This is a genomic window from Acinetobacter lwoffii, from assembly GCF_052078135.1.
GTDB classification, from domain to species: domain Bacteria; phylum Pseudomonadota; class Gammaproteobacteria; order Pseudomonadales; family Moraxellaceae; genus Acinetobacter; species Acinetobacter lwoffii_Z.
In genome coordinates, this window is the sequence record NZ_JBQGUZ010000009.1 from 84,577 (window position 1) to 106,756 (window position 22,180).

The 22,180-nt window shown below is 45.1% G+C and carries 23 protein-coding genes; 10 read left to right on the forward strand and 13 right to left on the reverse strand.

The genetic code is table 11. The features are described 5' to 3' along the window. Positions 1-87 precede the first annotated feature (87 nt). The 5 genes from ACTL4S_RS08000 to ACTL4S_RS08020 are packed head-to-tail and all read right to left on the reverse strand — an operon-like array spanning position 88 to position 6,616. A complete protein-coding gene (locus tag ACTL4S_RS08000; protein WP_441299118.1) occupies positions 88-990 on the reverse strand; it encodes a hydroxymethylglutaryl-CoA lyase in 903 nt (300 codons plus the stop codon). After that, positions 987-2,981, reverse strand: coding sequence for an acetyl/propionyl/methylcrotonyl-CoA carboxylase subunit alpha (locus ACTL4S_RS08005; protein ID WP_441299119.1), 1,995 nt, complete (start codon positions 2,979-2,981; stop codon positions 987-989). Before ACTL4S_RS08005 ends, ACTL4S_RS08000 begins: the two co-directional genes overlap by 4 nt. A gap of 19 nt (positions 2,982-3,000) precedes the next feature. Further along, positions 3,001-3,795: an enoyl-CoA hydratase/isomerase family protein gene (locus tag ACTL4S_RS08010; RefSeq protein WP_005262062.1), complete on the reverse strand. Its 795-nt coding sequence runs from the start codon at positions 3,793-3,795 to the stop codon at positions 3,001-3,003. 11 nt (positions 3,796-3,806) lie between these two features. After that, positions 3,807-5,408, reverse strand: a complete 1,602-nt coding sequence (locus tag ACTL4S_RS08015) for a carboxyl transferase domain-containing protein (protein ID WP_311203535.1) — start codon at positions 5,406-5,408, stop codon at positions 3,807-3,809. Positions 5,409-5,443: 35 nt separating this feature from the next. After that, positions 5,444-6,616, reverse strand: a complete 1,173-nt coding sequence (locus tag ACTL4S_RS08020) for an isovaleryl-CoA dehydrogenase (protein WP_441299120.1) — start codon at positions 6,614-6,616, stop codon at positions 5,444-5,446. 148 nt (positions 6,617-6,764) lie between these two features. Between ACTL4S_RS08020 and ACTL4S_RS08025 the strand changes: the two genes are divergently transcribed. From ACTL4S_RS08025 to ACTL4S_RS08045, 5 genes are all read left to right on the forward strand, one after another. After that, on the forward strand, positions 6,765-7,400 hold the full coding sequence (locus ACTL4S_RS08025; protein ID WP_441299121.1) for a TetR/AcrR family transcriptional regulator: 636 nt from the start codon (positions 6,765-6,767) through the stop codon (positions 7,398-7,400). A gap of 98 nt (positions 7,401-7,498) precedes the next feature. Continuing rightward, on the forward strand, positions 7,499-9,187 hold the full coding sequence (locus ACTL4S_RS08030) for an AMP-binding protein (protein WP_441299122.1): 1,689 nt from the start codon (positions 7,499-7,501) through the stop codon (positions 9,185-9,187). 308 nt (positions 9,188-9,495) lie between these two features. After that, on the forward strand, positions 9,496-10,164 hold the full coding sequence (locus ACTL4S_RS08035) for a class I SAM-dependent methyltransferase (protein WP_441299123.1): 669 nt from the start codon (positions 9,496-9,498) through the stop codon (positions 10,162-10,164). Between the two features lie 62 nt (positions 10,165-10,226). Continuing rightward, the gene (locus tag ACTL4S_RS08040) at positions 10,227-11,024 is read left to right on the forward strand and encodes a thioesterase family protein (protein ID WP_004280113.1); all 798 of its coding nucleotides are present in this window, start codon (positions 10,227-10,229) and stop codon (positions 11,022-11,024) included. Positions 11,025-11,107: 83 nt separating this feature from the next. Then, positions 11,108-11,884 carry a Rossmann-like and DUF2520 domain-containing protein gene (locus tag ACTL4S_RS08045; protein WP_441299136.1) on the forward strand — a complete coding sequence of 259 codons (777 nt, stop codon included), beginning with the start codon at positions 11,108-11,110 and terminating at the stop codon, positions 11,882-11,884. A gap of 93 nt (positions 11,885-11,977) precedes the next feature. Here ACTL4S_RS08045 and trmB read toward each other — a convergent pair whose 3' ends face one another. Both trmB and ACTL4S_RS08055 read right to left on the reverse strand, forming a co-directional pair. Next, a complete protein-coding gene (gene trmB, locus ACTL4S_RS08050) occupies positions 11,978-12,694 on the reverse strand; it encodes a tRNA (guanosine(46)-N7)-methyltransferase TrmB (protein ID WP_219309666.1) in 717 nt (238 codons plus the stop codon). A 151-nt stretch (positions 12,695-12,845) separates the two neighbouring features. Further along, positions 12,846-14,291, reverse strand: coding sequence for a SulP family inorganic anion transporter (locus ACTL4S_RS08055; RefSeq protein ID WP_441299124.1), 1,446 nt, complete (start codon positions 14,289-14,291; stop codon positions 12,846-12,848). Between the two features lie 217 nt (positions 14,292-14,508). On the opposite strand from ACTL4S_RS08055, the gene ACTL4S_RS08060 reads away from it, so the two are divergent. Then, the gene (locus tag ACTL4S_RS08060) at positions 14,509-15,120 is read left to right on the forward strand and encodes a glutathione binding-like protein (RefSeq protein ID WP_441299125.1); all 612 of its coding nucleotides are present in this window, start codon (positions 14,509-14,511) and stop codon (positions 15,118-15,120) included. 54 nt (positions 15,121-15,174) lie between these two features. Here ACTL4S_RS08060 and ACTL4S_RS08065 read toward each other — a convergent pair whose 3' ends face one another. The 5 genes from ACTL4S_RS08065 to ACTL4S_RS08085 form a co-directional block, all read right to left on the reverse strand. Further along, positions 15,175-15,957, reverse strand: a complete 783-nt coding sequence (locus ACTL4S_RS08065) for a thiazole synthase (RefSeq protein ID WP_004646601.1) — start codon at positions 15,955-15,957, stop codon at positions 15,175-15,177. Between the two features lie 14 nt (positions 15,958-15,971). Next, positions 15,972-16,169 (reverse strand): sulfur carrier protein ThiS, encoded by a 198-nt coding sequence (thiS, locus tag ACTL4S_RS08070; protein WP_004280105.1) that lies wholly within the window; start codon positions 16,167-16,169, stop codon positions 15,972-15,974. 35 nt (positions 16,170-16,204) lie between these two features. Beyond that, on the reverse strand, positions 16,205-16,570 hold the full coding sequence (locus ACTL4S_RS08075; RefSeq protein WP_044112682.1) for a DUF423 domain-containing protein: 366 nt from the start codon (positions 16,568-16,570) through the stop codon (positions 16,205-16,207). A 119-nt stretch (positions 16,571-16,689) separates the two neighbouring features. Continuing rightward, a complete protein-coding gene (rpoH, locus tag ACTL4S_RS08080; RefSeq protein ID WP_004280101.1) occupies positions 16,690-17,559 on the reverse strand; it encodes an RNA polymerase sigma factor RpoH in 870 nt (289 codons plus the stop codon). 136 nt (positions 17,560-17,695) lie between these two features. Beyond that, entirely contained in the window at positions 17,696-17,929 is a 234-nt protein-coding gene (locus tag ACTL4S_RS08085) for a sulfurtransferase TusA family protein (protein WP_441299126.1), read from the reverse strand. 382 nt (positions 17,930-18,311) lie between these two features. Here ACTL4S_RS08085 and ACTL4S_RS08090 point away from each other — a divergent pair, with 382 nt between their 5' ends. Next, positions 18,312-18,527 (forward strand): cold-shock protein, encoded by a 216-nt coding sequence (locus ACTL4S_RS08090; protein WP_004280099.1) that lies wholly within the window; start codon positions 18,312-18,314, stop codon positions 18,525-18,527. A gap of 101 nt (positions 18,528-18,628) precedes the next feature. Continuing rightward, a complete protein-coding gene (gene rhlB, locus ACTL4S_RS08095; protein ID WP_441299127.1) occupies positions 18,629-19,780 on the forward strand; it encodes an ATP-dependent RNA helicase RhlB in 1,152 nt (383 codons plus the stop codon). 58 nt (positions 19,781-19,838) lie between these two features. Here the strand turns inward: rhlB and ACTL4S_RS08100 are convergent, their stop codons facing one another. Further along, entirely contained in the window at positions 19,839-20,219 is a 381-nt protein-coding gene (locus tag ACTL4S_RS08100; protein ID WP_004646604.1) for a hypothetical protein, read from the reverse strand. A 259-nt stretch (positions 20,220-20,478) separates the two neighbouring features. On the opposite strand from ACTL4S_RS08100, the gene ACTL4S_RS08105 reads away from it, so the two are divergent. Together ACTL4S_RS08105 and ACTL4S_RS08110 are read left to right on the forward strand one after the other, a co-directional pair. Continuing rightward, complete coding sequence (locus ACTL4S_RS08105) at positions 20,479-21,060, forward strand: nitroreductase family protein (protein ID WP_224216346.1); 582 nt, start codon at positions 20,479-20,481, stop codon at positions 21,058-21,060. A gap of 33 nt (positions 21,061-21,093) precedes the next feature. Beyond that, positions 21,094-22,167: an NAD(P)H-dependent glycerol-3-phosphate dehydrogenase gene (locus tag ACTL4S_RS08110; RefSeq protein WP_441299128.1), complete on the forward strand. Its 1,074-nt coding sequence runs from the start codon at positions 21,094-21,096 to the stop codon at positions 22,165-22,167. Positions 22,168-22,180 lie beyond the last annotated feature (13 nt).

Consider the following 22,180-nt stretch of genomic DNA (forward strand, 5'->3'; position numbering starts at 1 on the left):
ACCTCTATTATTGTTGTAGCAGACTTCAATCTGCTGCTTATATCCTTATGGTTTGCTTAAGAGCATTTTGCTCAAGCAAGTTTATTTTCAAGCACAGGCTTTTTGCCAATAGGCATTGGCATAATTGGATGGATTGTTGCGCTGCAAGACTTCACTGATATTACGGCTGGCCTGCATCAGGGCATCCAGCTGAATACCGGTTTCAAAGCCCATCTTGGAGAGCAGGTAATACAGGTCTTCAGTTGAAACATTGCCTGAAGCCCCTTTGGCATAAGGGCAGCCACCTAGGCCAGCAATGGATGAATCAAATACGCGAATGCCTTGTAGTAAAGACTGGTAAATATTGGCGATGGCCATGCCATAGGTATTGTGAAAATGTCCAGCCAGAACCTTGGCATCAAGTTCAGCCAGACAAGCCTCCCAGACATTTTTCACCCGATCCGGTGTTGCTGTACCAATGGTTTCACCCAATGACACTTCGTAGCAGCCCATCTCCAGCAAACGCTGGGTGACTTTGACCACCTGTTTCGGATCAATAGCACCTTCATAAGGACAGTCCACCATGCAGGAGACATAACCACGTACCTTAATATCATTGGCTTTGGCTGCTGCCATGATATCGGCAAACTTCTCGAAGCTTTCATCAATCGAGCAGTTGATGTTTTTGCGGGTAAAGCTTTCAGAAGCTGCAGTAAATACCGCCACTTCCTTGCAACCCACAGCCAGTGCCGATTCAAAACCTTTCATGTTTGGGGTTAATAAACTGAACTGAATATTCGGATCTTGGGGTAGGCTGGCAAAGAGCACATCACTGTCTGCCATTTGCGGTACCCATTTGGCTGAAACGCAGGAGCCGACTTCGATGGACTGTAGACCGGTTTTCATCAGGTCCAAAATCAGGTTTTTCCGGTCATCCAATGTCAAAGGTGTTTTTTCATTTTGCAGGCCATCGCGTGGCCCGACTTCTACGATTTTGACAAAATTCGTCATGCCACTTCCTCCGCCAGCGGCTGGAACTCGACCAGTTCATCACCGGCTTTAACCTGATCACCCTTCTGGAAATATGAGCTTGCGATGATGCCGTCATGCGGTGCGCGAATCGAGTATTCGATCTTCATGGCTTCCAGCGTCATCAGCACATCATCTTTTTTGACTTTGTCATTGGCTGCCACGAGCACCTGGGTAATGACGCCTGGCATTGGCGCGATCAGGTTATTTTCCGTGCCTTGTTCATCCTGATTATTAAAATCAGACTTCAGGTAATTGAACTTATAGCTTTGACCATTCTGGAATAGGGTAATGCCTTGCTCAGTCTGGCTAAAAACCAGTTTTTGCTGTTTACCCGCCAGTTGTAACGCTAAAGTATGGGCCTCGACGAGTTTTCCTTGAATCTCAATCTGCTGACCGTTATAGCTGGCAAAAAAACCTTGATCCTGAGTGCGGAACTGAACTTTCAGGTTGATGCCATTGCGTTGTAATTGCACTGTATGGCTATTTTGCTGGTTTAGGCGCCAGAATGCTTGCTGCTGCCATACCGGATTGCTTGGAGCGGGATTCTGTGCTTGACGTGCCAGGAGCTCAATCAGTGCGGCACTGACCACCAGTTCGGCACTGATATCCGCAGAAGGTTTGAGCAGGAATTCCTCTTCACGCTGAATCAGGCCAGTATCTAAATGTGCATTTTTAAACGAGTCACACAGCACCAGGCGATCTAGAAAAGCAATATTGTTACCCAGACCATCAACATGGAACTGACCCAGTGCATGGTGCATCTGGGTTAGGGCTGCTTCACGGTTTTTGCCCCAGACAATCAGTTTGGCAATCATCGGATCATAATAGGTGCTGATTTCATCGCCTTCGACAATACCGCTATCCACACGTACACAGTCACTTTGCTCCGGATAATGCAGGTAGCTGATCTGACCAATCGCAGGAATAAAGTCTTTTTCCGGTTCTTCGGCATAAACACGGGCTTCGAGTGCATGTCCATGAATCTGCAACTCATGCTGCTGCTTCGGTAAAGGTTCACCAAAAGCCACGCGCAGTTGCCATTCCACCAGATCCTGTCCGGTAATCATTTCCGTCACTGGATGTTCAACCTGAAGACGGGTGTTCATTTCCATGAAGTAAGCTGTGCCGTCTTGCTCCACGATAAACTCGACTGTACCGGCACCGACATAGTTCACTGCACGCGCAGCATCGATTGCCGCCTGACGCATCGCCTCAAGTTTGTCTTCCGGCATTTTCGGTGCAGGCGCTTCTTCCAGCACTTTCTGGTGACGGCGCTGTACCGAGCAATCACGTTCGAACAGATGTACATAATTGCCGTGGGTATCACCAAACACCTGCACTTCAATATGACGTGGCTGAATCACATAGCGTTCAATCAGCACATCTTCATTACCAAAGCTGGAACGTGCTTCACTCTTACATGATGCCAGTGAACTCAAGAAATCTTCACTGCGTTCCACCAGACGCATGCCTTTACCGCCACCGCCAGCACTGGCTTTAATCAGTACCGGATAACCAATACTGTCTGCCTGCTGTTTCAGGAAATCAGCATCCTGATTGGTACCATGATAGCCCGGCGTCAAAGGCACACCGGCTTTTTCCATCAAGGCTTTAGAGGTCGCTTTCAGGCCCATTGCCAGAATGGCTGCTACCGGTGGACCAATAAAAGTGATGTTATTGGCTTGGCATGCTTCGGCAAACTGGTCATTTTCAGACAGGAAACCATAACCCGGATGGATGGCTTGAGCACCGGTCGTTTTAGCTGCCTGAATAATACGGTCAATTTGCAAATAGCTTTGTGCGGCTGGTGATTCACCAATATAGATCGCTTCATCGGCCAGTTTGACATGTTGTGCCTGCGCATCAGCATCGGAATAGACGGCAACGGTGGCAATTCCTAATTTCTTCGCTGTACGAATGACACGGCAGGCAATTTCACCACGGTTGGCAATTAAAATCTTCTCAAACATTGTAGGATCCTTCTCGTTGTTATGCCGTGGTCTTGATCCAAGCCGGGCTTTGTTTGTTTAAAAATGCATTCAGTCCATTTTTCGCCTCATCTCCCTGGCGAATATGGGCAATATGCTGTGCTGTTTTAAGCAGTAAATCTTCGGTCAATACCTGTTGGTCAACCAGTTGAATCAACTGTTTCGATGCGCTCTGTGCGGCAGGACCACCCAGTAAAAGTGCTTCCACAATTTCATCAATTTTGCTGTCGAGCTGTTCTGGTAGAGTGACTTCATGCGCAAGACCAATGCTTTTGGCCTGTTCAGCAGTAATCCGCTCGGCAGTCAGGAAATAACGTGAAGCTTGACGTGTACCAATTGCACGAATTACATACGGGCTGATGGTCGAAGGTGCCAGACCTAAACGTACTTCCGACGTCGCAAACTTGGCATCGGTACTGGCCACGCAAATATCACAGGCCGAAGCCAGACCCATGCCGCCGCCAAACGCAATACCATGTACCCGGGCAATGGTCGGCTGTTTCAAGGTTGCCAGACTTTGCAGCATTTTCGCCAGTTTGAGCGCATCCGCCTCATTGTCTGCCTGTGATGCCTGACCGGCCTGTTTCATCCAGTTCAGGTCAGCACCGGCCGAGAAGCTTTTGCCACGACCCGCCAGAATCACCACGCGTACATCATCACGGTTATTTAAAGACTGGAAGCAAGCATGCAGTTCTTCAATGACTTGGGTATTAAAGGCATTGTGCAGTTCAGCACGGTTAATCCAAACCGTTGCCACCTGATTCTGCTGTTCGAGCTGTAAAAATTGATATGTCATTTTGTCACCTCTTACATGCGGAACACGCCGAATTTGGTTGGCTGGATGGGCGCATTCAGGGCTGCAGCCAGACTCAAGGCTAGTACTTCACGCGATTGCGCTGGATCAATCACACCATCATCCCATAAACGCGAAGATGCATAATAAGGATGGCCTTGGCGTTCGTACTGGTCACGAATCGGCTGTTTAAACTGGTCTTCTTCTTCTACTGACCAGCTACCACCTTTCTGTTCAATCTGGTCACGTTTTAAGGTTGACAAAACGCTGGAGGCCTGTTCACCGCCCATCACTGAAATACGCGAGTTTGGCCAGGTCCACATAAAGCGTGGCGAATAAGCACGACCACACATACCATAGTTGCCGGCACCAAAAGAACCGCCAATCACTAGAGTCAGTTTCGGTACATTGGCATTGGCGACGGCCATCACTAGCTTGGCACCATTTTTGGCAATGCCTTCATTTTCATACTGGCGACCGACCATAAAGCCGGTAATGTTTTGCAGAAAAATCAGTGGAATATTGCGCTGGGTACACAGTTCAATAAAATGTGCGCCTTTCTGGGCTGACTCGGAAAATAGAATGCCATTATTGGCAATAATCCCGACCGGCATGCCATAGAGCTTGGCAAAACCGGTCACCAGTGTAGTGCCGAAACGTGCCTTGAACTCGTCAAAACGTGAGCCATCGACAATACGCGCTATCACTTCACGGATATCAAAAGGCTTGCGCGCGTCACTCGGCACAATGCCGTACAGTTCCGAACTGTCAAACAGCGGCGCTTCGATTTCATCTGCGGTCTTGTTTGGCTTTTTGTTCAGGTTGGCCACGATGTTGCGGGCAATCGCAAGTGCATGTTCATCGTTTTCAGCCAGATGATCAGCCACGCCAGACAAACGGGTATGCACATCACCACCACCGAGATCCTCACTGGACACCACTTCACCAGTAGCTGCCTTAACTAGAGGAGGGCCGCCTAGGAAAATGGTGCCCTGATTGCGGACAATAATGGTTTCATCTGACATGGCAGGCACATAAGCACCGCCTGCAGTACAGCTGCCCATCACCACTGCAATTTGGGCGATACCTTGGCTCGACATACGTGCCTGATTGTAGAAAATACGGCCGAAGTGATCGCGGTCTGGAAATACTTCATCCTGTAAAGGCAAATATGCACCGCCTGAATCCACCAGATAAATACAAGTCAGATGGTTCTGTTCGGCAATTTCCTGGGCACGTAAATGCTTTTTCACTGTTAATGGATAATAAGTACCGCCTTTCACCGTAGCATCATTGGCGATGATCATGCAGGTCACACCGTTGACCTGACCAACACCAGCGACCACACCTGCGGCAGGAACATCATCCTGATACACCTGATAGGCAGCCAGCTGACCAATTTCCAGAAAAGCGGTTCCTGGATCGATCAGGTGATTAATCCGTTCACGGGGGAGTAATTTGCCACGGTCCAGATGTTTTTGACGGGCAGTTTCGCCACCACCCAAAGCAATTTTTTCAACTTTCTGTTTTAGGTCATCCACCAGTTGCAGCATGGCAGTCTGGTTGGTTTTAAACTCTTCACTACGTATATTGATTTTGCTCGATAACTGATTCATGACCAACATCCTTGTTTTATTCTAAGTGTTAAGGTTTAGGCTGTTTCGTTGAAAAGTTCACGGCCAATCAGCATGCGGCGGATTTCTGAAGTACCGGCGCCAATTTCATACAGTTTGGCATCACGCCATAAACGGCCGGCAGCAAATTCGTTGATATAACCGTTACCACCTAAAGTCTGAATGGTTTCTCCTGCCATCCAGGTCGCTTTTTCAGCAGCATATAAAATGGCACTGGCAGCATCTTTACGCAGGCTACGGCTATGCTCAGCTTTGTCACATTCAGCACCGACCGCATAAACCAGTGCCTTACAGGCTAGCCAGGTCGAATACATGTCGGCAATTTTGCCTTGCATTAACTGGAATTCGCCCAGCGCCTGACCAAACTGTTTACGGTCATGAATATATGGAATCACGGTATCCATACAGGCATCCATAATCCCCAGTGGGCCAGCACTCAATACAGCACGCTCATAGTCCAGACCACTCATCAAGACCTTGGTGCCATTACCGACGCCGCCCATGACGTTTTCTTTGGGTACTTCGACATTGTCAAAAAACAGCGGATAAGTGTTTGAACCGCGCATACCCAGTTTGTCCAAATGTGTGCCATGACTGAAACCTGGCATATTTTTTTCAACCAGAAAGGCGGTCATGCCTTTGGCGCCGGCCTGCAAATCGGTTTTTGCATAGACCACCAGAACATCGGCATCGCCACCATTGGTGATCCACATTTTTGAACCATTCAACAGGTAGTGATCGCCTTTGTCTTCTGCTTTCAGTTTCATGCTCACCACATCCGAGCCTGCATTCGGTTCAGACATTGCCAAGGCACCGACATATTCACCTGAAATCAGTTTAGGCAGATAACGCTGTTTCTGTTCTTCAGTACCATTTCGCTTAATTTGGTTTACACATAGGTTAGAATGTGCGCCATAGGACAGCCCAATGGATGCAGAAGCACGGGAAATTCCCTGCATGGCAATGATGTGCGCCAGATAACCAAAATTTGAACCGCCATATTCCTCACTGACTGTCAGCCCGAGCAGGCCCATCTCGCCAAATTTTTTCCAAAGGTGAGCAGGGAACTCGTTGTCACGGTCAACCTGTTGAGCAATCGGGGTAATTTCTTTGGCGCAAAATGCGGCCACTGAATCACGAAGCGCTATTAGAGTTTCATCCAAACCGAAATCCAAGCTTTGTAAATTCATTCTTCATCCATCCTGAGGTTATATTTGTTGTGTCCAAAAAAGCATTGTTGTTGTGCTTGTGGTTTTAACATACAACGAAAAAATAAAAAAGTGAATCTATATTCACAAAATGATTTACAATTCATTTTATCTTGTTGAGATTAATTTTATGAGTTATAAAAGATCATCATTGATGCAGGAACGAATGGAACAAAATCGCCTGTCGATTTTGGAATCTGCTCGTGAACTGATTATTCAAGGGGGCTTGAAGGAGGCATCGATTCAGGCGATTGCAGAAAGCGCAGGCGTTTCTACAGGGCTGGTCTATCGATATTTCGAAAGCAAAAGCCAGATTTTAATTGAGGTTTTGTCGGCCGCGATTCAGCATGAAGTCGGAATTCTGAACCATATTGCCGAGTCAGATTTATCGCCAAAACTGAAATTGCAAAAATCTGTTACAACTTTTGTCAAGCGTGCCATGAATAGCCCCCAATTGGCGTATTCACTGATGTTCGAACCGGTTGATCCGGAAATGGAACATGAGCGTTTTCGCAGTAAGCAGCTGCTTAAGCAGAGCATTAAGGAAATTCTGGCCGAAGGAAAGGTCAATGGAGAATTCGAATTTGAAGATTTGAATACGGCAGCATTAGGTGTGGTTGGTGCCATGACCTTTGTCGTGATTGAACCTTTAAATCCGTCCCGAAATGTCATGTTTGATCAGAAGTATAAGGATCACTTTGTCAAACAGATTGCCGATTTTTGTGTCAACGCAGTACGTGGGCAGGAGGAAAATTTACAAGCATAAACACACAAAAAACCGGTACACAGACAAGGTCGTCGTGGTCATAAAACAATTAGTAAAGTTGAAAATCAGAATTACAAAGAATCAAGGAGATCGATTCAATGACACAAGTACGGTTAAGCTATGCCTATGGAACCAGCAGCCAGCCTTTATTGGGCATGACGATTGGTGAAAAATTTGATCAGGCTTGCGAGCAGTATGCAGAACGTGATGCAGTGGTGAGCCTGCATCAGGACATACGCCTCAGTTACCAGCAGCTACAGGATCAGGTCAATGCCTTTGCCTGTCAGCTGCTGAAACTGGGTATGCAAAAAGGTGACCGTCTGGCGATCTGGTCGCCGAACTGTGTGGAATGGACCATTACCCAGTTTGCGGCTTTCAAGGCAGGCATTATTCTGGTGAACCTGAATCCGGCCTATAAAAGCAACGAGCTTGAATATGTGCTAAACAAGGTCTCCTGTAAGGGACTGGTGATTGCAGCGCAGTTCAAGACGACGGACTATCAGGAAATTCTGACTAAAATTGCGCCGGAATTGCAGGAAACTGAAGATAAATTCCTTAATGCAGAGCGCCTGCCGCATTTAAAACATGTGATTAAAATTGATGACCAGCAGCATACCGGCATCCACCGGTTTCAGGATTTGCTGAGCTCGCCTGGCGAACAAGAGCTGCAACAACTGCAACAGATCTCCAGTGAATTGCAGTTTGATGAAACCATTAACATCCAGTTTACTTCGGGTACCACGGGCAATCCGAAAGGTACCATGCTGACCCATAATAATATTTTAAATAACGGGTACTTTGTCGGGGAAGCGATTCATTTAGGGCCAGAAGACCGTGTCTGTATTTCAGTGCCTTTATTCCACTGTTTTGGTATGGTCATGGGCAATCTGGCCTGTATTACGCATGGCTCTGCCATGATCTATCCGTCTGCCGTGTTTAATCCGCTGGAAACCTTAAAAGCCATCCAGCAGGAAAGATGTACCGCGGCTTATGGTGTGCCGACTATGTTTATTGCGGTGCTGGAACATGAACAGTTTGACGAGTTTGATCTGTCCAGTCTGCGTACCGGGATTATGGCGGGTAGTCCATGTCCGCAGGAAATTATGCAGCGCGTGATTGAACGGATGCATATGTCTGAAATCACGATTTGTTATGGCATGACTGAAACCGCACCCGTCAGTGCACAAAGCTCAACGGCAGACAGTGTCGAGCAACGTGTCAGTACGGTTGGCCGGGTACATCCGCATCTGGAAGTTAAAATTGTCGATGAAAATGGCAAGGTGGTTCCACGCGGCCAATTGGGTGAGCTGTGTGTACGTGGTTATTCAGTGATGCTCGGTTATTGGGAAGATCAGGATAAAACCCAGGAAGTGATTGATGCGGCGCGCTGGATGCATACCGGTGATATCGCTGAAATGGATGATGAAGGCTTTGTCAAAATCAAGGGCCGAATCAAGGACGTGGTGATTCGTGGAGGGGAAAACCTGTTCCCGAAAGAAATTGAAGATTTCCTTTATACCCATCCGGCTGTTTCAGATGTACAGGTGATTGGGGTGCCAGACCATAAATATGGTGAGGAACTTTGTGCCTGCATCATCCTGCATGAAAATGATCCTTGTACTGAAGAAACCATCCGTCAGTATTGTAAGGAGCATATTTCTCACAATAAAGTGCCGCGCTATGTGCGTTTCTTCCAGGAATTTCCAATGACGGCTTCAGGGAAGGCGCAGAAGTTCAAATTGCGTGAATTTATGCGTGAAGAGCTGAACTTGAAAGAGATTGCTTAAACTTTATTTTTTACGTTAGAACTAATCCTAAAGCTAACAATTAATAGCAACTCATCAGAGAGCCCGGCGACATGGATGTCGCCGTTTCACTGTATGGCAGGGATGCCATATCAGTGAAACAAAAGGGTTTGGTTACTTTGCCCCGTCAAAGTAACGAAAAACCTGCGCAATGGACGTTCAATATATCTAGCAGTTTGAGGTTGTACATTTAGCAAGATTCTAAAATGTCTGTAAATGAATTTACTGATCACGACGGTCTGGTAATAGAAATACATGAATGTACTGAACATCTAAAATCAGAGTAAAATATGGCAAAAAACTTTCACATTGAAGTCGTGGTCGCCAGTTATGACGATCATATCCGTAAACTGATTCCCGGTTATGAACTGGTGCATCAGCAGATTGAAGCAATTCTCAGCACTGAACTCCCAGAAACCGCACATATATTAATAGTGGGTTGCGGAACAGGTTATGAATTGTCGTATTTATTAGAGCAACATCCAGACTGGACCTTTACTGCAATTGATCCATCAGCAGCCATGCTGAAACAGGCTAGTAAAAATCTGAATTCTATAGATCGACAAAGGGTGCAATTCATCCAAAGCACGATTCAAGATTTGAATCAGCCGGATACTTTCGATGCCGCATTGGCCATTCTGGTGGCTCATTTCATTCCAAATTCCGAAAAAAACGGATTTTTTCAGGCTATCCATCAGTGTCTTAAAACCAACGGTCTTGCATTGACCTATGACCTGATGCAACCCGAAGATCAGCAAGACATCAAAATTATGCAGAAGCTGGCACAGCAGACAGGGTTAAGCATGGTGCAAAGTAGCAAGATGATTGAACGCTTGGAGCAGGATTTTCACTTGTTATCTGCGCAAAATTTTACAGCACTTTTAACCAAAGTCGGATTTAAACAGTGCAAAATTTATTGTCAAATCATGAATTATCATGGCTTTTTGCTCAGAAAATAAAGATCAAAGAACTTTTTGCAAATTCTAAAGTTTAAGAGAATATTCAGGGAAGTATTAAAACAATGTCGGCATATTACAGTTTTATTCAGCGCGAACAGCATGCAGATGGCAGTACTACGGCTTATTACCGTTCTAATATTCATGCACAAGGTGCGTGGAATCCGCATGAGCAGCACATGGCGCCAGCCACCGGTATTCTATGCGTCGAACTGGAACAGTTTCAGCCACGTGCTGACATGCGTATTGGTCGGGTCGGACTGGATATTTTTGGCCTGATAGCCTTTGGTGAATTTTCGATTACCACACGCATGATCCGTCCGGGTAAAACCATTGAACTGGTTGAAGCTGAAATGTGTGCCAATGGTAAAACCTGTATCGTGGCACGCGCGTGGAGAATGCTAACTTCAAATACCACGGCCATTGCTGGAGTGGAAGATTTTCCGATCGAAAGTCCAGAATATTTACCGGTTTGGGAGGGTATGCGCTGCTGGCCGGGCGGTTATATCCAGAGTATTGAAACCCGGGCACATGCTGACCATCGTGCAGGCAAGGGCATTGTCTGGCTAAGAAATTCGCTGGACATGGTAGAAGGTCAACCGACGACAGACTTTAGTCGTTTGCTCGGTATGGTCGATACGGCCAATGGCATTGTGCCACGTCAGGACCCGAATTCCGGTTGGGGATTTCCGAATCTGGACCTGCAGATTCATATGCACCGTCTGCCGCAGGGTAAATGGCTGGGACTGGAAGTGGTGCAGCAATATGGTGAAGATGGTATCGGTCTGACTAGCGGGATTCTGCATGATGTTCATGGACCTTTTGGCCGAAGTGAACAGATTCTGACCCTGCGAAAGTTCTAAAGCCTATTCAAAAACATCAAGGCCAATTGCCTCAATCTGTATTTATTGGCATGCTGTGCGCAATGAGTCAGGAACAGCACAAGATGCGGATCAGTATGATTGGGGCAGGGCGAGTGGCATATCATCTTGCCCGTGTATTTTCAGCACAACATGAGATCGTACAGATCTACAGTCGAACCCTAGAAAAATCACAGCAACTGGCTGAGCAATTCAACGCTCAGGCCATCGCTCAGCCTCAACAGCTGGATCATGAGGTGGATCTGGTCATTATCGCGGTCAGTGATCAGTCGATTGCCAACGTCATTGAACAGATTCATCCGTATCTACAGCAGAATCTGATCGTACATACCTCTGGCAGCACCCATCTCAATTTACTGAAAAATGTGCATGCGCGTGCAGGCGTATTTTATCCTTTACAGACCTTTAGTCTCGAACGCCAGATTGATTGGCAGCAGACGCCACTGTTGATTGAAGCGGTGAATGAACAGGACCAAATCCTATTATTAGAACTGGCAAATAGCCTAAGCAATCGTGTTTATATTTATAGTTCGAGTCAACGTCTCAGTTTGCATCTTGCAGCGGTATTTGCCTGTAATTTTGCCAATTACTGTTATGACATGGCCAAGCAGGTGGTGGATGTACAACAGGTCGATTTCAGTTTGTTGTATCCCTTAATGCTGGAAACTGCCAATAAAGCCACTCAGAATGATCCCAAACAAATGCAGACCGGCCCAGCGATGCGTGGTGATCAGAATATCTTGAATATGCATCAGCAGATGTTAGCCAATATGCAGCGAGAAGATTTACAAAATGTCTATCAGTTGTTGAGCCAGCAGATTCTCACGCGTCATCAGAAATGAAGAAGCTGATAATTTATCTACGAAGCAGGGTTCAAAGCCAAATTTTTCCCATAAAAAAGCGCTGAATAATCAGCGCTTTTTTTGAGTCTTAGATTAAGAAATTTTCTTAAAGATAAAATCATTAATCTTGTGACCTGCTTCAATCCCGCGACGTTCAAACTTGGTTTGTGGACGCCATTCCGGACGAGGATAGCTATTGCCTTTGCCCGCCAGATTTTCCAGACGTGGACGTTCTTCCAATACTTCTATCATCCATTCCGCATACGGTTCCCAGTCCGTTGCAGCATGGAAAGTTCCGCCAAGCTCCAGCTTTTGCTCCACCAGCGGCATACGGTCATGCGAAACAAAGCGGCGTTTAAAATGACGTTTTTTCTGCCATGGATCAGGGAAGTATAACTGAACTGCATTAATACTATTGTCTGGCATTTCACGTAATACCTGAATTGCATCAGCATCCAGCACACGTAAGTTCGTTAGGCCTTCAACACCTGCTTCATACACGCACTGCGCAATTCCAGGTACATGGACTTCAATTCCGACAAAGTTACGTTCAGGATTAGCTTTGGCCATCAATACCAGTGAACGGCCCATACCAAAACCAATTTCTACAGTCAAAGGACGTTCAGGATGTTCAAAGTGCTGACGCAAATCACCGACTGGATATTCCAAAATTAAGTGACCATATTGTTCAAGCGCAGTACGTTGAGAGGTATTCAGCGGCATTGAGCGGCGCATAAACGTCACGATTTCACGGTGCTCGCTTAAGTTTTCCAGCTCCACGACTTGCTGGTCTAATTGATCGTTCGACATAACTTTGGCAAATCTAAAAATTCAGAATGCGGTATTTTAAGTCCTGAGCCGAGCAAGTCAAACTTTTCTCGGTATTTCTCCATAAAAATCGGCAAGATCTTCCAGATAAAATAAAAGAGCCAATTGAGGCTCTTTTATTAATCATCGTTCATCAGCTACTAAAACGGTCGATCAATGTACTGCTGGCTTCATTCAAACCAATCACCCTTACATCTATACCTTGGGCTTTAAACTTCTGAATCACGTTATTCAGCATATTGACCGAAGTCACGTCCCAAATATGCGCATGGGTCAGATCCAGTTCGACATGCTCAAGCTTCTCTTTAAAATCAAAGAACTGATAGAACTTCTCTGAACTGCTAAAGAATATCTGTCCAGAAATAAAGTAGCTGCGTGAATGAGCTGAATTCAAATGCGTATAGACATGTACGGTTCTTTCCAGTTTATTAATAAAAAACAGGGCAGAGAGCAATACGCCGACAAATACACCAAGCGCCAGATTATGAGTGGCAAGCACGACAATAATCACGGCAATCATCACGGTATTAAATTCTAGCGGATGTTTGCTGAATTGCTTGATTGCTCCCCATTGAAAGGTGGTAAATGCCACCATAATCATGATCGCAACTAGAGCTGCCATTGGGATATAAGCCAGCCAGTCTTTCAAAAAAACCACGAGACACAGCAGAAACACGCCAGCGACCAGAGTCGATAAACGGGTACGTGCCCCTGAAGACACATTGATAATTGACTGGCCGATCATGGCACAACCGGCCATCCCGCCCATAAAGCCGCTGACAATATTGGCCATACCCTGACCACGACATTCCTGATGACGGTCACCTTCAGTTCCGGTCACTTCATCAATGACCGTAGTGGTCATCATGCTTTCCAGCAAACCGACAGTCGCCAAGGTAAAGGAATAAGGCAGGATAATTTGCAAGGTTTCCAGATTGAGTGGAATTTCTGGAATCAGGAATACTGGCAAAGTATCCGGGAATTGTCCAAGATCGCTCACGGTACGCATATCTGCACCCAAGAAGAGAGCTAAACCGCTAAGTACGATAATACAGATCAAAGGTGAGGGAATGGCTTTACCGATTTTAGGGATATAAGGAAACATATATATAATCGCCAGACCAATCGCAATAAACAGATAACCGGTGCTATCCATCCTGTTAATTTCCGGGATTTGTGCCACAAATATCAGGATCGCCAAGGCATTCAAAAATCCGTATACCACCGCCTGCGATACAAAGCGCATTAATTTAGCGACTTTAAAATAACCCGCAATGACCTGAATGATGCCGGTCAGAATTGTGGCAGCCAACAGATATTGCAAACCATGTTCTTTTACCAAGGTAATCATCAAAAGTGCCATTGCGCCTGTAGCCGCAGAGATCATGGCAGGACGGCCACCAAAAAAGGCAATGGATACTGCAATGCAGAAAGAGGCATATAAACCGACTTGCGGATCGACACCGGCAATGGCAGAGAAGGCAATTGATTCAGGAATCAGGGCAAGTCCCACCACCAGACCTGCCAATACATCTGTGCGGATATTGGAAAACCATTCTTCTTTTTTCAGGCTAATCACGAAATATCATCTAAATTTTGAAAACCTGTGTATGTTAAACAGATAGAGATAAAAATCTACACAAGATTGACTTGCAAAAGCCCGGAATATCCTGAATATTGAATGAGTAACTGCCCTGAAATGACAGTTACGCTTTTTTGCAATTTACAGGTTTGATCACTTGAAAGTTTGTCAGAAGCGATTTAAAACATTGAGAAGTGTATAACAAGGATCAGAAATGAAGCTTTACTATTCGCCAGGTGCCTGCTCACTGGCAGCACATATTATTTTAAATGAAATTAATGTCGATTTTGATTTGGAACGTGTTGATTTAAAAACACATAAAACAGAAAAAGGTATGGATTATTACGAAGTTAATCCTAAAGGTTATGTACCAGCATTAGAAATTAACCCTGGCCTGATCCTGACAGAAAATGTAGCCATTTTACCTTTTCTAGCTCAACACGATCCAAAACAAGATCTGATTCCACCATCGGGCATGGGACGTGCCAAAGTGCTGGAATGGTTAGGTTATCTGAACTCTGAACTACATGATGCCTATGCGGTGTTCTTCGGTGGCAAGTTATCCGAAGATGAAAAGAAAAAAGCCTATGCAGAGATTGATCGACTATTGAGTTATATCGATAAAGCTATCGGTGAATCGGACAATGATTATCTGGTGGATGATAACTTTGGGCCTGCGGATGCCTATCTATTTGTCTTGACCAACTGGTCGAACCAGATTGAGCATGATTTGAGTCCATATAAAAATATTATTCATATCCGTAATAAAGTGGCAGAACGTCAGTCTGTACAGATTGCTATGCGTGATGAAGGTCTGATTCCTTAACTAAAAACAAAAATAAAGGACTCAATTGAGTCCTTTATTTTTGTTCATGAAAATTTATTTAAAGAAATAGCCGGTTTCCGGTGAGCTGGCATTGGCCATACGCTTGCGCGGCATACGGCCTGCAAGAAAAGCTTCTCGGCCTGCTTCAACGGCTTTTTTCATCGCAGATGCCATTAATACCGGATTTTGTGCAGCTGCAATCGCTGTATTCATGAGTACACCATCACAACCCAGTTCCATCGCAATCGCGGCATCACTCGCTGTACCGACACCGGCATCGACTAGGACAGGAACTTTGGCATTTTCCTTGATGATTGACAGGGTATGTGGATTCAGAATGCCCAGACCAGAACCAATCAGGCTACCCAATGGCATAATCGCAACACAGCCCATGCTTTCCAGCTCTTGCGCCACGATCGGATCATCCGAGGTATAAACCATGATCTCAAAGCCATCGTCAATCAAGGTGCGCGCAGCTTTCAGTGTTTCGGTTACGTTTGGATAAAGTGTCTTTTCATCACCCAAAACTTCAAGTTTGACCAGATTGTGGCCATCGAGCAACTCACGCGCCAGCATACAGGTGCGGACGGCACTATTGGCATCGAAGCAACCTGCGGTATTCGGCAAAATGGTATATTTTTCCGGAGGAATGACTGACAGCAGGTTCGGCTGGTCAGGATCTTGGCCAATATTGACACGGCGAATAGCGACAGTGACAATCTCTGCACCACTGGTTTCAATGGCCTGCTGGGTTTCATTTAAATCTTTGTATTTGCCCGTGCCTACCAAAAGGCGTGACTGGAATTGGCGTGAACCAATCTGTAATAAATCTTGCATAATTGTCCCGAGTATTAGCCGCCACCGACCGCGTGAATAATTTCTATTTTGTCTGTATCGCAAATTGGCGTATCGCCCAATCTGCTTTTAGGAATAATCATTTCATTGACTTCAACTGCAAAACGCTTACCCTCAAGCGCCATACTCTGAATCAGTTCCAGCAGATTCTTGCAGTGAGTTTCCTGTTGTTCGCCATTGATATAAATCATCATTCTAGCAACCCTCCATGATTAAGTGTTGTTCAGACTTATCTGGCGTATTTTAAAGCATTCCAGGCCAGAATTAACCATCCGGCAATCATTAAAGCACCGCCAATAGGTGTAATAACCCCTAAACCGCGGGGTAATCCTAAGGCCATGATATACAGTGAGCCAGAAAACAGTAAAATGCCGACCTGAATCAGACCGAAGCTCCATTGAATGGGCAATGCAGGGATGACTTTCGCCAGTAAAGAAAGAATTAGTAGTCCTAAGGCATGATAGAAAAAATAATCCGTTGCCGTTTGCCACCAGCCGAGCTGTGCTTCAGTTGCACGTGCTTTTAAACCATGTGCACCAAAAGCACCGAGCATAACTGCAAATGCCAAATTAAGTGCTGAAATCGCAATCCACATTTGAATTGATCTTCCTGATAAAGTTTGCGCTCAACCTTAGCATAAATTCAAAATGCGGACATAAAAAAGCCTTCATCAAAGAAGGCTTTTTCGAGGTAAATCAGTAACGGAATTTGGTGTTAATTCGATGACATCGCCACTTTAATTTTTTCCATGGCATTTTTTTCCAGCTGACGAATACGTTCCGCAGAAACATTATATTCGGCTGCCAGTTCATGCAGGGTCGATTTCTCGTCATCTAGCCAACGGCGTTGCAAGATATTACGTGAACGATCATCTAGCTGATCCATGGCTTCGTGCAGAGCAGAGGTGCTTTGCTCCTCATAGTCTTCATTTTCAATCAGACGAGCCGGGTCATAACGGTTATCTTCAAGATATAATGCTGGTGCCACATGGGTTGAACCTTCATCGTCGTCATCGCTTGAAGCATCAAAAGCCGCATCATACGCCGTCAGACGGCCTTCCATTTCCAGTACTTGTTCTGGTGTGACATTTAAATCATTGGCAATAGACTGTGCTTCTGCGAGCGTCAACTTTTTCGATGATTTCTTCAGGCTGCGCAGATTAAAGAACAGTTTACGTTGCGCTTTAGTGGTGGCGATTTTCACAATACGCCAGTTACGGATCACATATTCGTGAATTTCCGCCTTGATCCAGTGCACGGCAAATGACACCAGACGTACGCCCATATTCGGGTCAAAACGTTTCACAGCTTTCATCAGACCCAGGTTGCCTTCCTGAATCAGGTCACCTTGTGGTAGACCATAACCGGCATAACTACGCGCAATATGTACTACAAAACGCAAGTGCGACATGACCAGCATTTTCGCTGCATCTAAATCTTGGTCATAGTAATAGCGTTCAGCCAACTCTTTTTCTTGTTCGGCCGTTAAAATCGGAATCTGATTGACAGTGCTGATATAAGCACCGAGGTTGACACCTGGCGCCGATAATGACAGGGGCATCAACTGATTGCGGCTGTCACTCATGTGTTCTCCTTGAAGTGCGGGATAACCCTAAACTAGGTTTTATCTTAATCCAATCTCTCCGCAAATAATGGATATTTGGGTAGAGAAATGTAAAAAAGTATACGAAAGTGAAAATCAACAGTTTAATTGAAAATTTTTAAGATTCAATTAAGTAGTGAAACTCTGTATCAGAAATTTTTTTAAATTCAAGCTTGAGCTGATGCAGCTGACAATAGCGGCTGACATCTGTCTGGCTATTGGGATCAGATGATTTCAGCAGGAATGTTTTCTGATTCCCGGCCTTTAGTGCGCGCTTTAACATTAATAGCGGCATCGGGCACGGTTTTCCCATAGCGTCTATAAGGCTGAATTGCGCTGGATCTTCGAGCATTGCGGTTTCATTTAGATAGCAGAAAAGGCTATAAATAGTAGCAAATATGATGCCAGAACCAAACTGGTTTAAGAAAAAGAAGATCTAAATGACTTTATAAAGTCTTTTGACAATTTTCATGAAAAAAATAACTAAATCAAACAGAACATGCTAAAAAAAATCTATTAATTGTGATAAACCCATGTTAAGCTCGTTGCGTATTTGGGACTTTGAATAAACAAAGTGATTGTTTTTCACCCTATTACATAAATGGATGTAACCGGGATTTTGTTGATAGTTTTACAGAATGATTACAAGCTTAAAAATAATATTTTCAAACTTGTTTGCTCTGCTGTTTGCAACACCGGGTGGTCCTTCTTTTAGTTTCAATGAGGATTAACTTATGACAGCTGCTCGCGAACAAGGCGTAGTTAAGTGGTTTAACGATACTAAAGGCTTCGGCTTTATTCAACGTAACGGCGGCGATGACGTATTCGTTCATTTCCGTGCTATCCAAGGTGACGGTCACCGTTCACTTCGTGACGGCCAACGTGTTGAATTCAGTGTTGTTAAAGGCCAAAAAGGCTTTCAAGCTGAAGAAGTTCAACCATTAGACTAATCTTCGGATTAAGCTAAAAAGAAAACGCTCCAATATAACTTGGGGCGTTTTTTGTTTATACTATCCCTATCTTAGTGATTACCCAATTAGAGCACCGCTTTATGTCATCTGGTTTTGAAACCTTAAATTTACATCCCAATCTAAAAAAAGCGATTGATGCTTTAGGCTTTACCACCATGACGCCTATCCAGCAGAAGGTTTTGAAATTCACGCTGGCAGGACATGATGCCATTGGCCGTGCACAGACAGGTACAGGCAAAACTGCTGCCTTTTTAATTAGTATCATGAATGATCTGTTAAATAATCCGATTCAGGAACAACGCTATCGTGGTGAGCCACGTGCGCTGATTTTGGCACCGACCCGTGAACTGGCGTTACAGATCGAAAGTGATGCACAGGATCTGGCGAAATATGCTGGTCTCAATGTGGTGACCTTGCTGGGTGGTGTGGATTTTGACAAGCAAAAGAACCAGCTTAATAAAGCGCCTGTCGATATTATGGTGGCTACACCGGGTCGTTTGATCGATTTTGTAGAACAAAAAGAAGTCTGGCTGGATCAGATTGAATTTTTGGTTATTGATGAAGCTGACCGCCTATTGGATATGGGCTTTATTCCTTCAGTAAAGCGCATTGTGCGTTTCTCACCGCGTAAAGAGCAGCGTCAGACTCTAATGTTCTCTGCTACTTTTAGTTACGATGTACTGAATCTAGCGCAGCAATGGTTATTTGAACCGGTCACAGTCGAAATTGAACCGGAAAAGAAAACCAATGCGGATGTCGAGCAACGGGTTTATATGGTCGCCAAGGCGGACAAATATAAATTGTTGCAAGAAATCTTGCGTGATGAGCCGATTGAAAAAGTCATGATTTTTGCCAACCGTCGTGATCAGGTGCGCAAACTTTATGACCATTTAAAACGTGATGGCTATAAAGTAGTGATGCTGTCTGGCGAGATTGCTCAGGACAAACGCCTTAAAATGCTGGATCAGTTCAAAAATGGTAAACATAACATCATGATTGCAACGGATGTGGCAGGTCGTGGCATCCATGTTGATGGTGTATCGCATGTGGTGAACTTCACCTTGCCGGAACAGTCGGATGATTATGTGCATCGTATTGGCCGTACAGGCCGTGCCGGTGCGCAAGGTGTAAGTATCAGTTTCTTGTCCGAAGATGATGCGTTCTATCTTCCGGAAATTGAAAAAGCCATTGGGCAAAAATTGCCTTTGACCCGCCTGGAAGGTTATTGTTAATCCAGATCATAGAAAAACCGCTCTTGAAGAGCGGTTTTTTATTGCGCTATGGTTTGGCTTATTTGGCCTGACAGCGGAATGTAAGCACCGTCTGATAGTCGTCATTCTGGTTTAAACCAGTATTGGTACCTGCGATATTGCCAAGGACAGTAGCTGCTGCCTGAATCATCTGACCTGTTTGTTCATCGACCACGCCTTTTAAAGCGCCGTTATAAGCTGTCTTTTCATCTACAATAATTGGGGTTGATCGAGAGCCACAGGCTTTATTGGCCGCAGTAATCGCGTTGTTTTTCGAAGTCAGTTGATTTTTACCTAATCCGGTCACTTCATACTGGTTATTTTCCTTTTGCACTGCCAATGCAGTTGGATTTGATGCACAGGCAGTAAGCAGTAATGCGGAAATAGCTAATCCGCTGAAAGCGATTGTTTTTTTCATCATGAAATCTCAAGTAAATACGATGCTGAATATTTCAACACAGCAAGCAGCGCAGATTTTGTAGCTGTTGTATAGGTTTGGCAATTTTTGGTATAGCTCTATGTGAGTTAGGTGAAAAATAGAGCAGCACAGGATTGAAAAACCAAGCAACTTTATCTTCAAATTGTGATGAGCGTGCTGAATCGCTATGAAGTTTCTAGCGTATTTTTCTTTGAATATGCTAATCTTGAGTATGGTTTTTTAAGTGTAGATATACAAGGCAATGACGGAATCTGCGATTGACATCGTTCATCAAAATATTCACCAACGGCAATCGATTGGTCATCTGCTGGCACCGGCACCGAATGCAGAACAACTGGAAAAAGCCTTTCAGGCGGCATTAACTGCACCCGATCATCATCGGCTCAAGCCGACCACATTTGTGGTGGTTCCAGATAATCAGCGTGAAGCTTTTGGAGGGTTGCTGTCGCAGGCGCTCGTCGATTTGGGTGAAACTGAAACAGCGCAGATTGAGCGGGTCAAGAATCATCCATTTCGTGCGCCTTTATTGGTGCTTGCCTTAACGCGTTTGCAGGATCATCCTAAAGTTCCGCATTTTGAACAAATCCTTAGTTCAGGCGCAGCCATTCAGAATTTTCTGTTGTCACTTCAGGTTCAGGGTTTCTCGACCATGTGGCGTAGCGGTGCTGTAGTCGAGTCTGGCCTGTTTAAGCAGGCATTGGGAATTTCAAAAGATGATCTGGTCTCAGGTATTATTTATATTGGCACTGCAGCAAAAGCAATTCCAGCACGCGCAGAGATTCAAACCGGTGATTTTGTCAGTTATTGGAACCAGAACAGCTAGTTTGCAGGGTATAACAGGATATTAAAAAATAAGATGTCAAAATTAAATTTCTCAAAACTGGTAGAACCGGTTGCAGTTGATCATAAGACAGCTTTAAGAGTCACAGTATTGGGTGGGGGTAGTTTTGGTACTGCAATGGCCAATACTGCAGTGCGTAATGGTTGCAATACCATGATCTGGATTCGTGACGAAGCAGTTGCGGCAGATATTAATGCCACGCATATTAATAAACGCTATTTGCCAGATTTTAAGTTAGAAGAAAATCTGCTAGCGGTGTCAGATCTGGAACAGGCTGTGCGTGATCGCGATATTATTTTAGTCGCTATTCCGAGTCATTCCTTTCGGGATGTCTTGCAGCAAATCAAACCTTTTATTACGTCGCAAGCCGTGATCTCGCTGACCAAGGGTATTGAAGCCAAAACCTTTAGTTTCATGAGCGATATTATTCGTGAAGTGTTGCCTGAAGTGCCTTATGGTGTGTTATCAGGACCGAATCTGGCCAAAGAAATTGTGGCAGGACAGCCAGCAGGAACCGTGATTGCCAGCCAGTCCGAGCTGGTGCGTTATGCCGTACAACAAGCCTTACATAGTGCCTTGTTCCGCGTATTCGCCAGTGATGATGTGCATGGGGTAGAACTCGGGGGCGCATTAAAAAATATCTATGCTGTCGCGATGGGCATGGCTGCTGCGTATAACGTGGGTGAAAATACCAAGAGTATGATCCTGACCCGTGCTTTGGCCGAAATGAGCCGTTTTGCAGTAAAACTCGGTGCTAATCCGCTGACCTTTCTTGGGCTTTCAGGTGTGGGTGATTTGTTCGCTACCTGTAGCAGCCCTCTTAGCCGTAATTATCAGGTGGGTTATGCGCTTGGTAAAGGTAAAACCTTGGAGCAGGCAACGACTGAGTTGGGGCAAACGGCAGAAGGGATTAATACCATTGTACAGGTCAAGGCACGTTCGGAAGAGCTCGATGTGTATATGCCGATTACCTCGGCCTTGTATGATGTGATTTTTGAAGGTGCGCCGCCACTCAATATTGCATTGTCATTGATGAAAAACGGTCATCGCAGTGATGTTGAATTTGTCTTGCCACATCATCAAGTCTGATCTATAACACAGG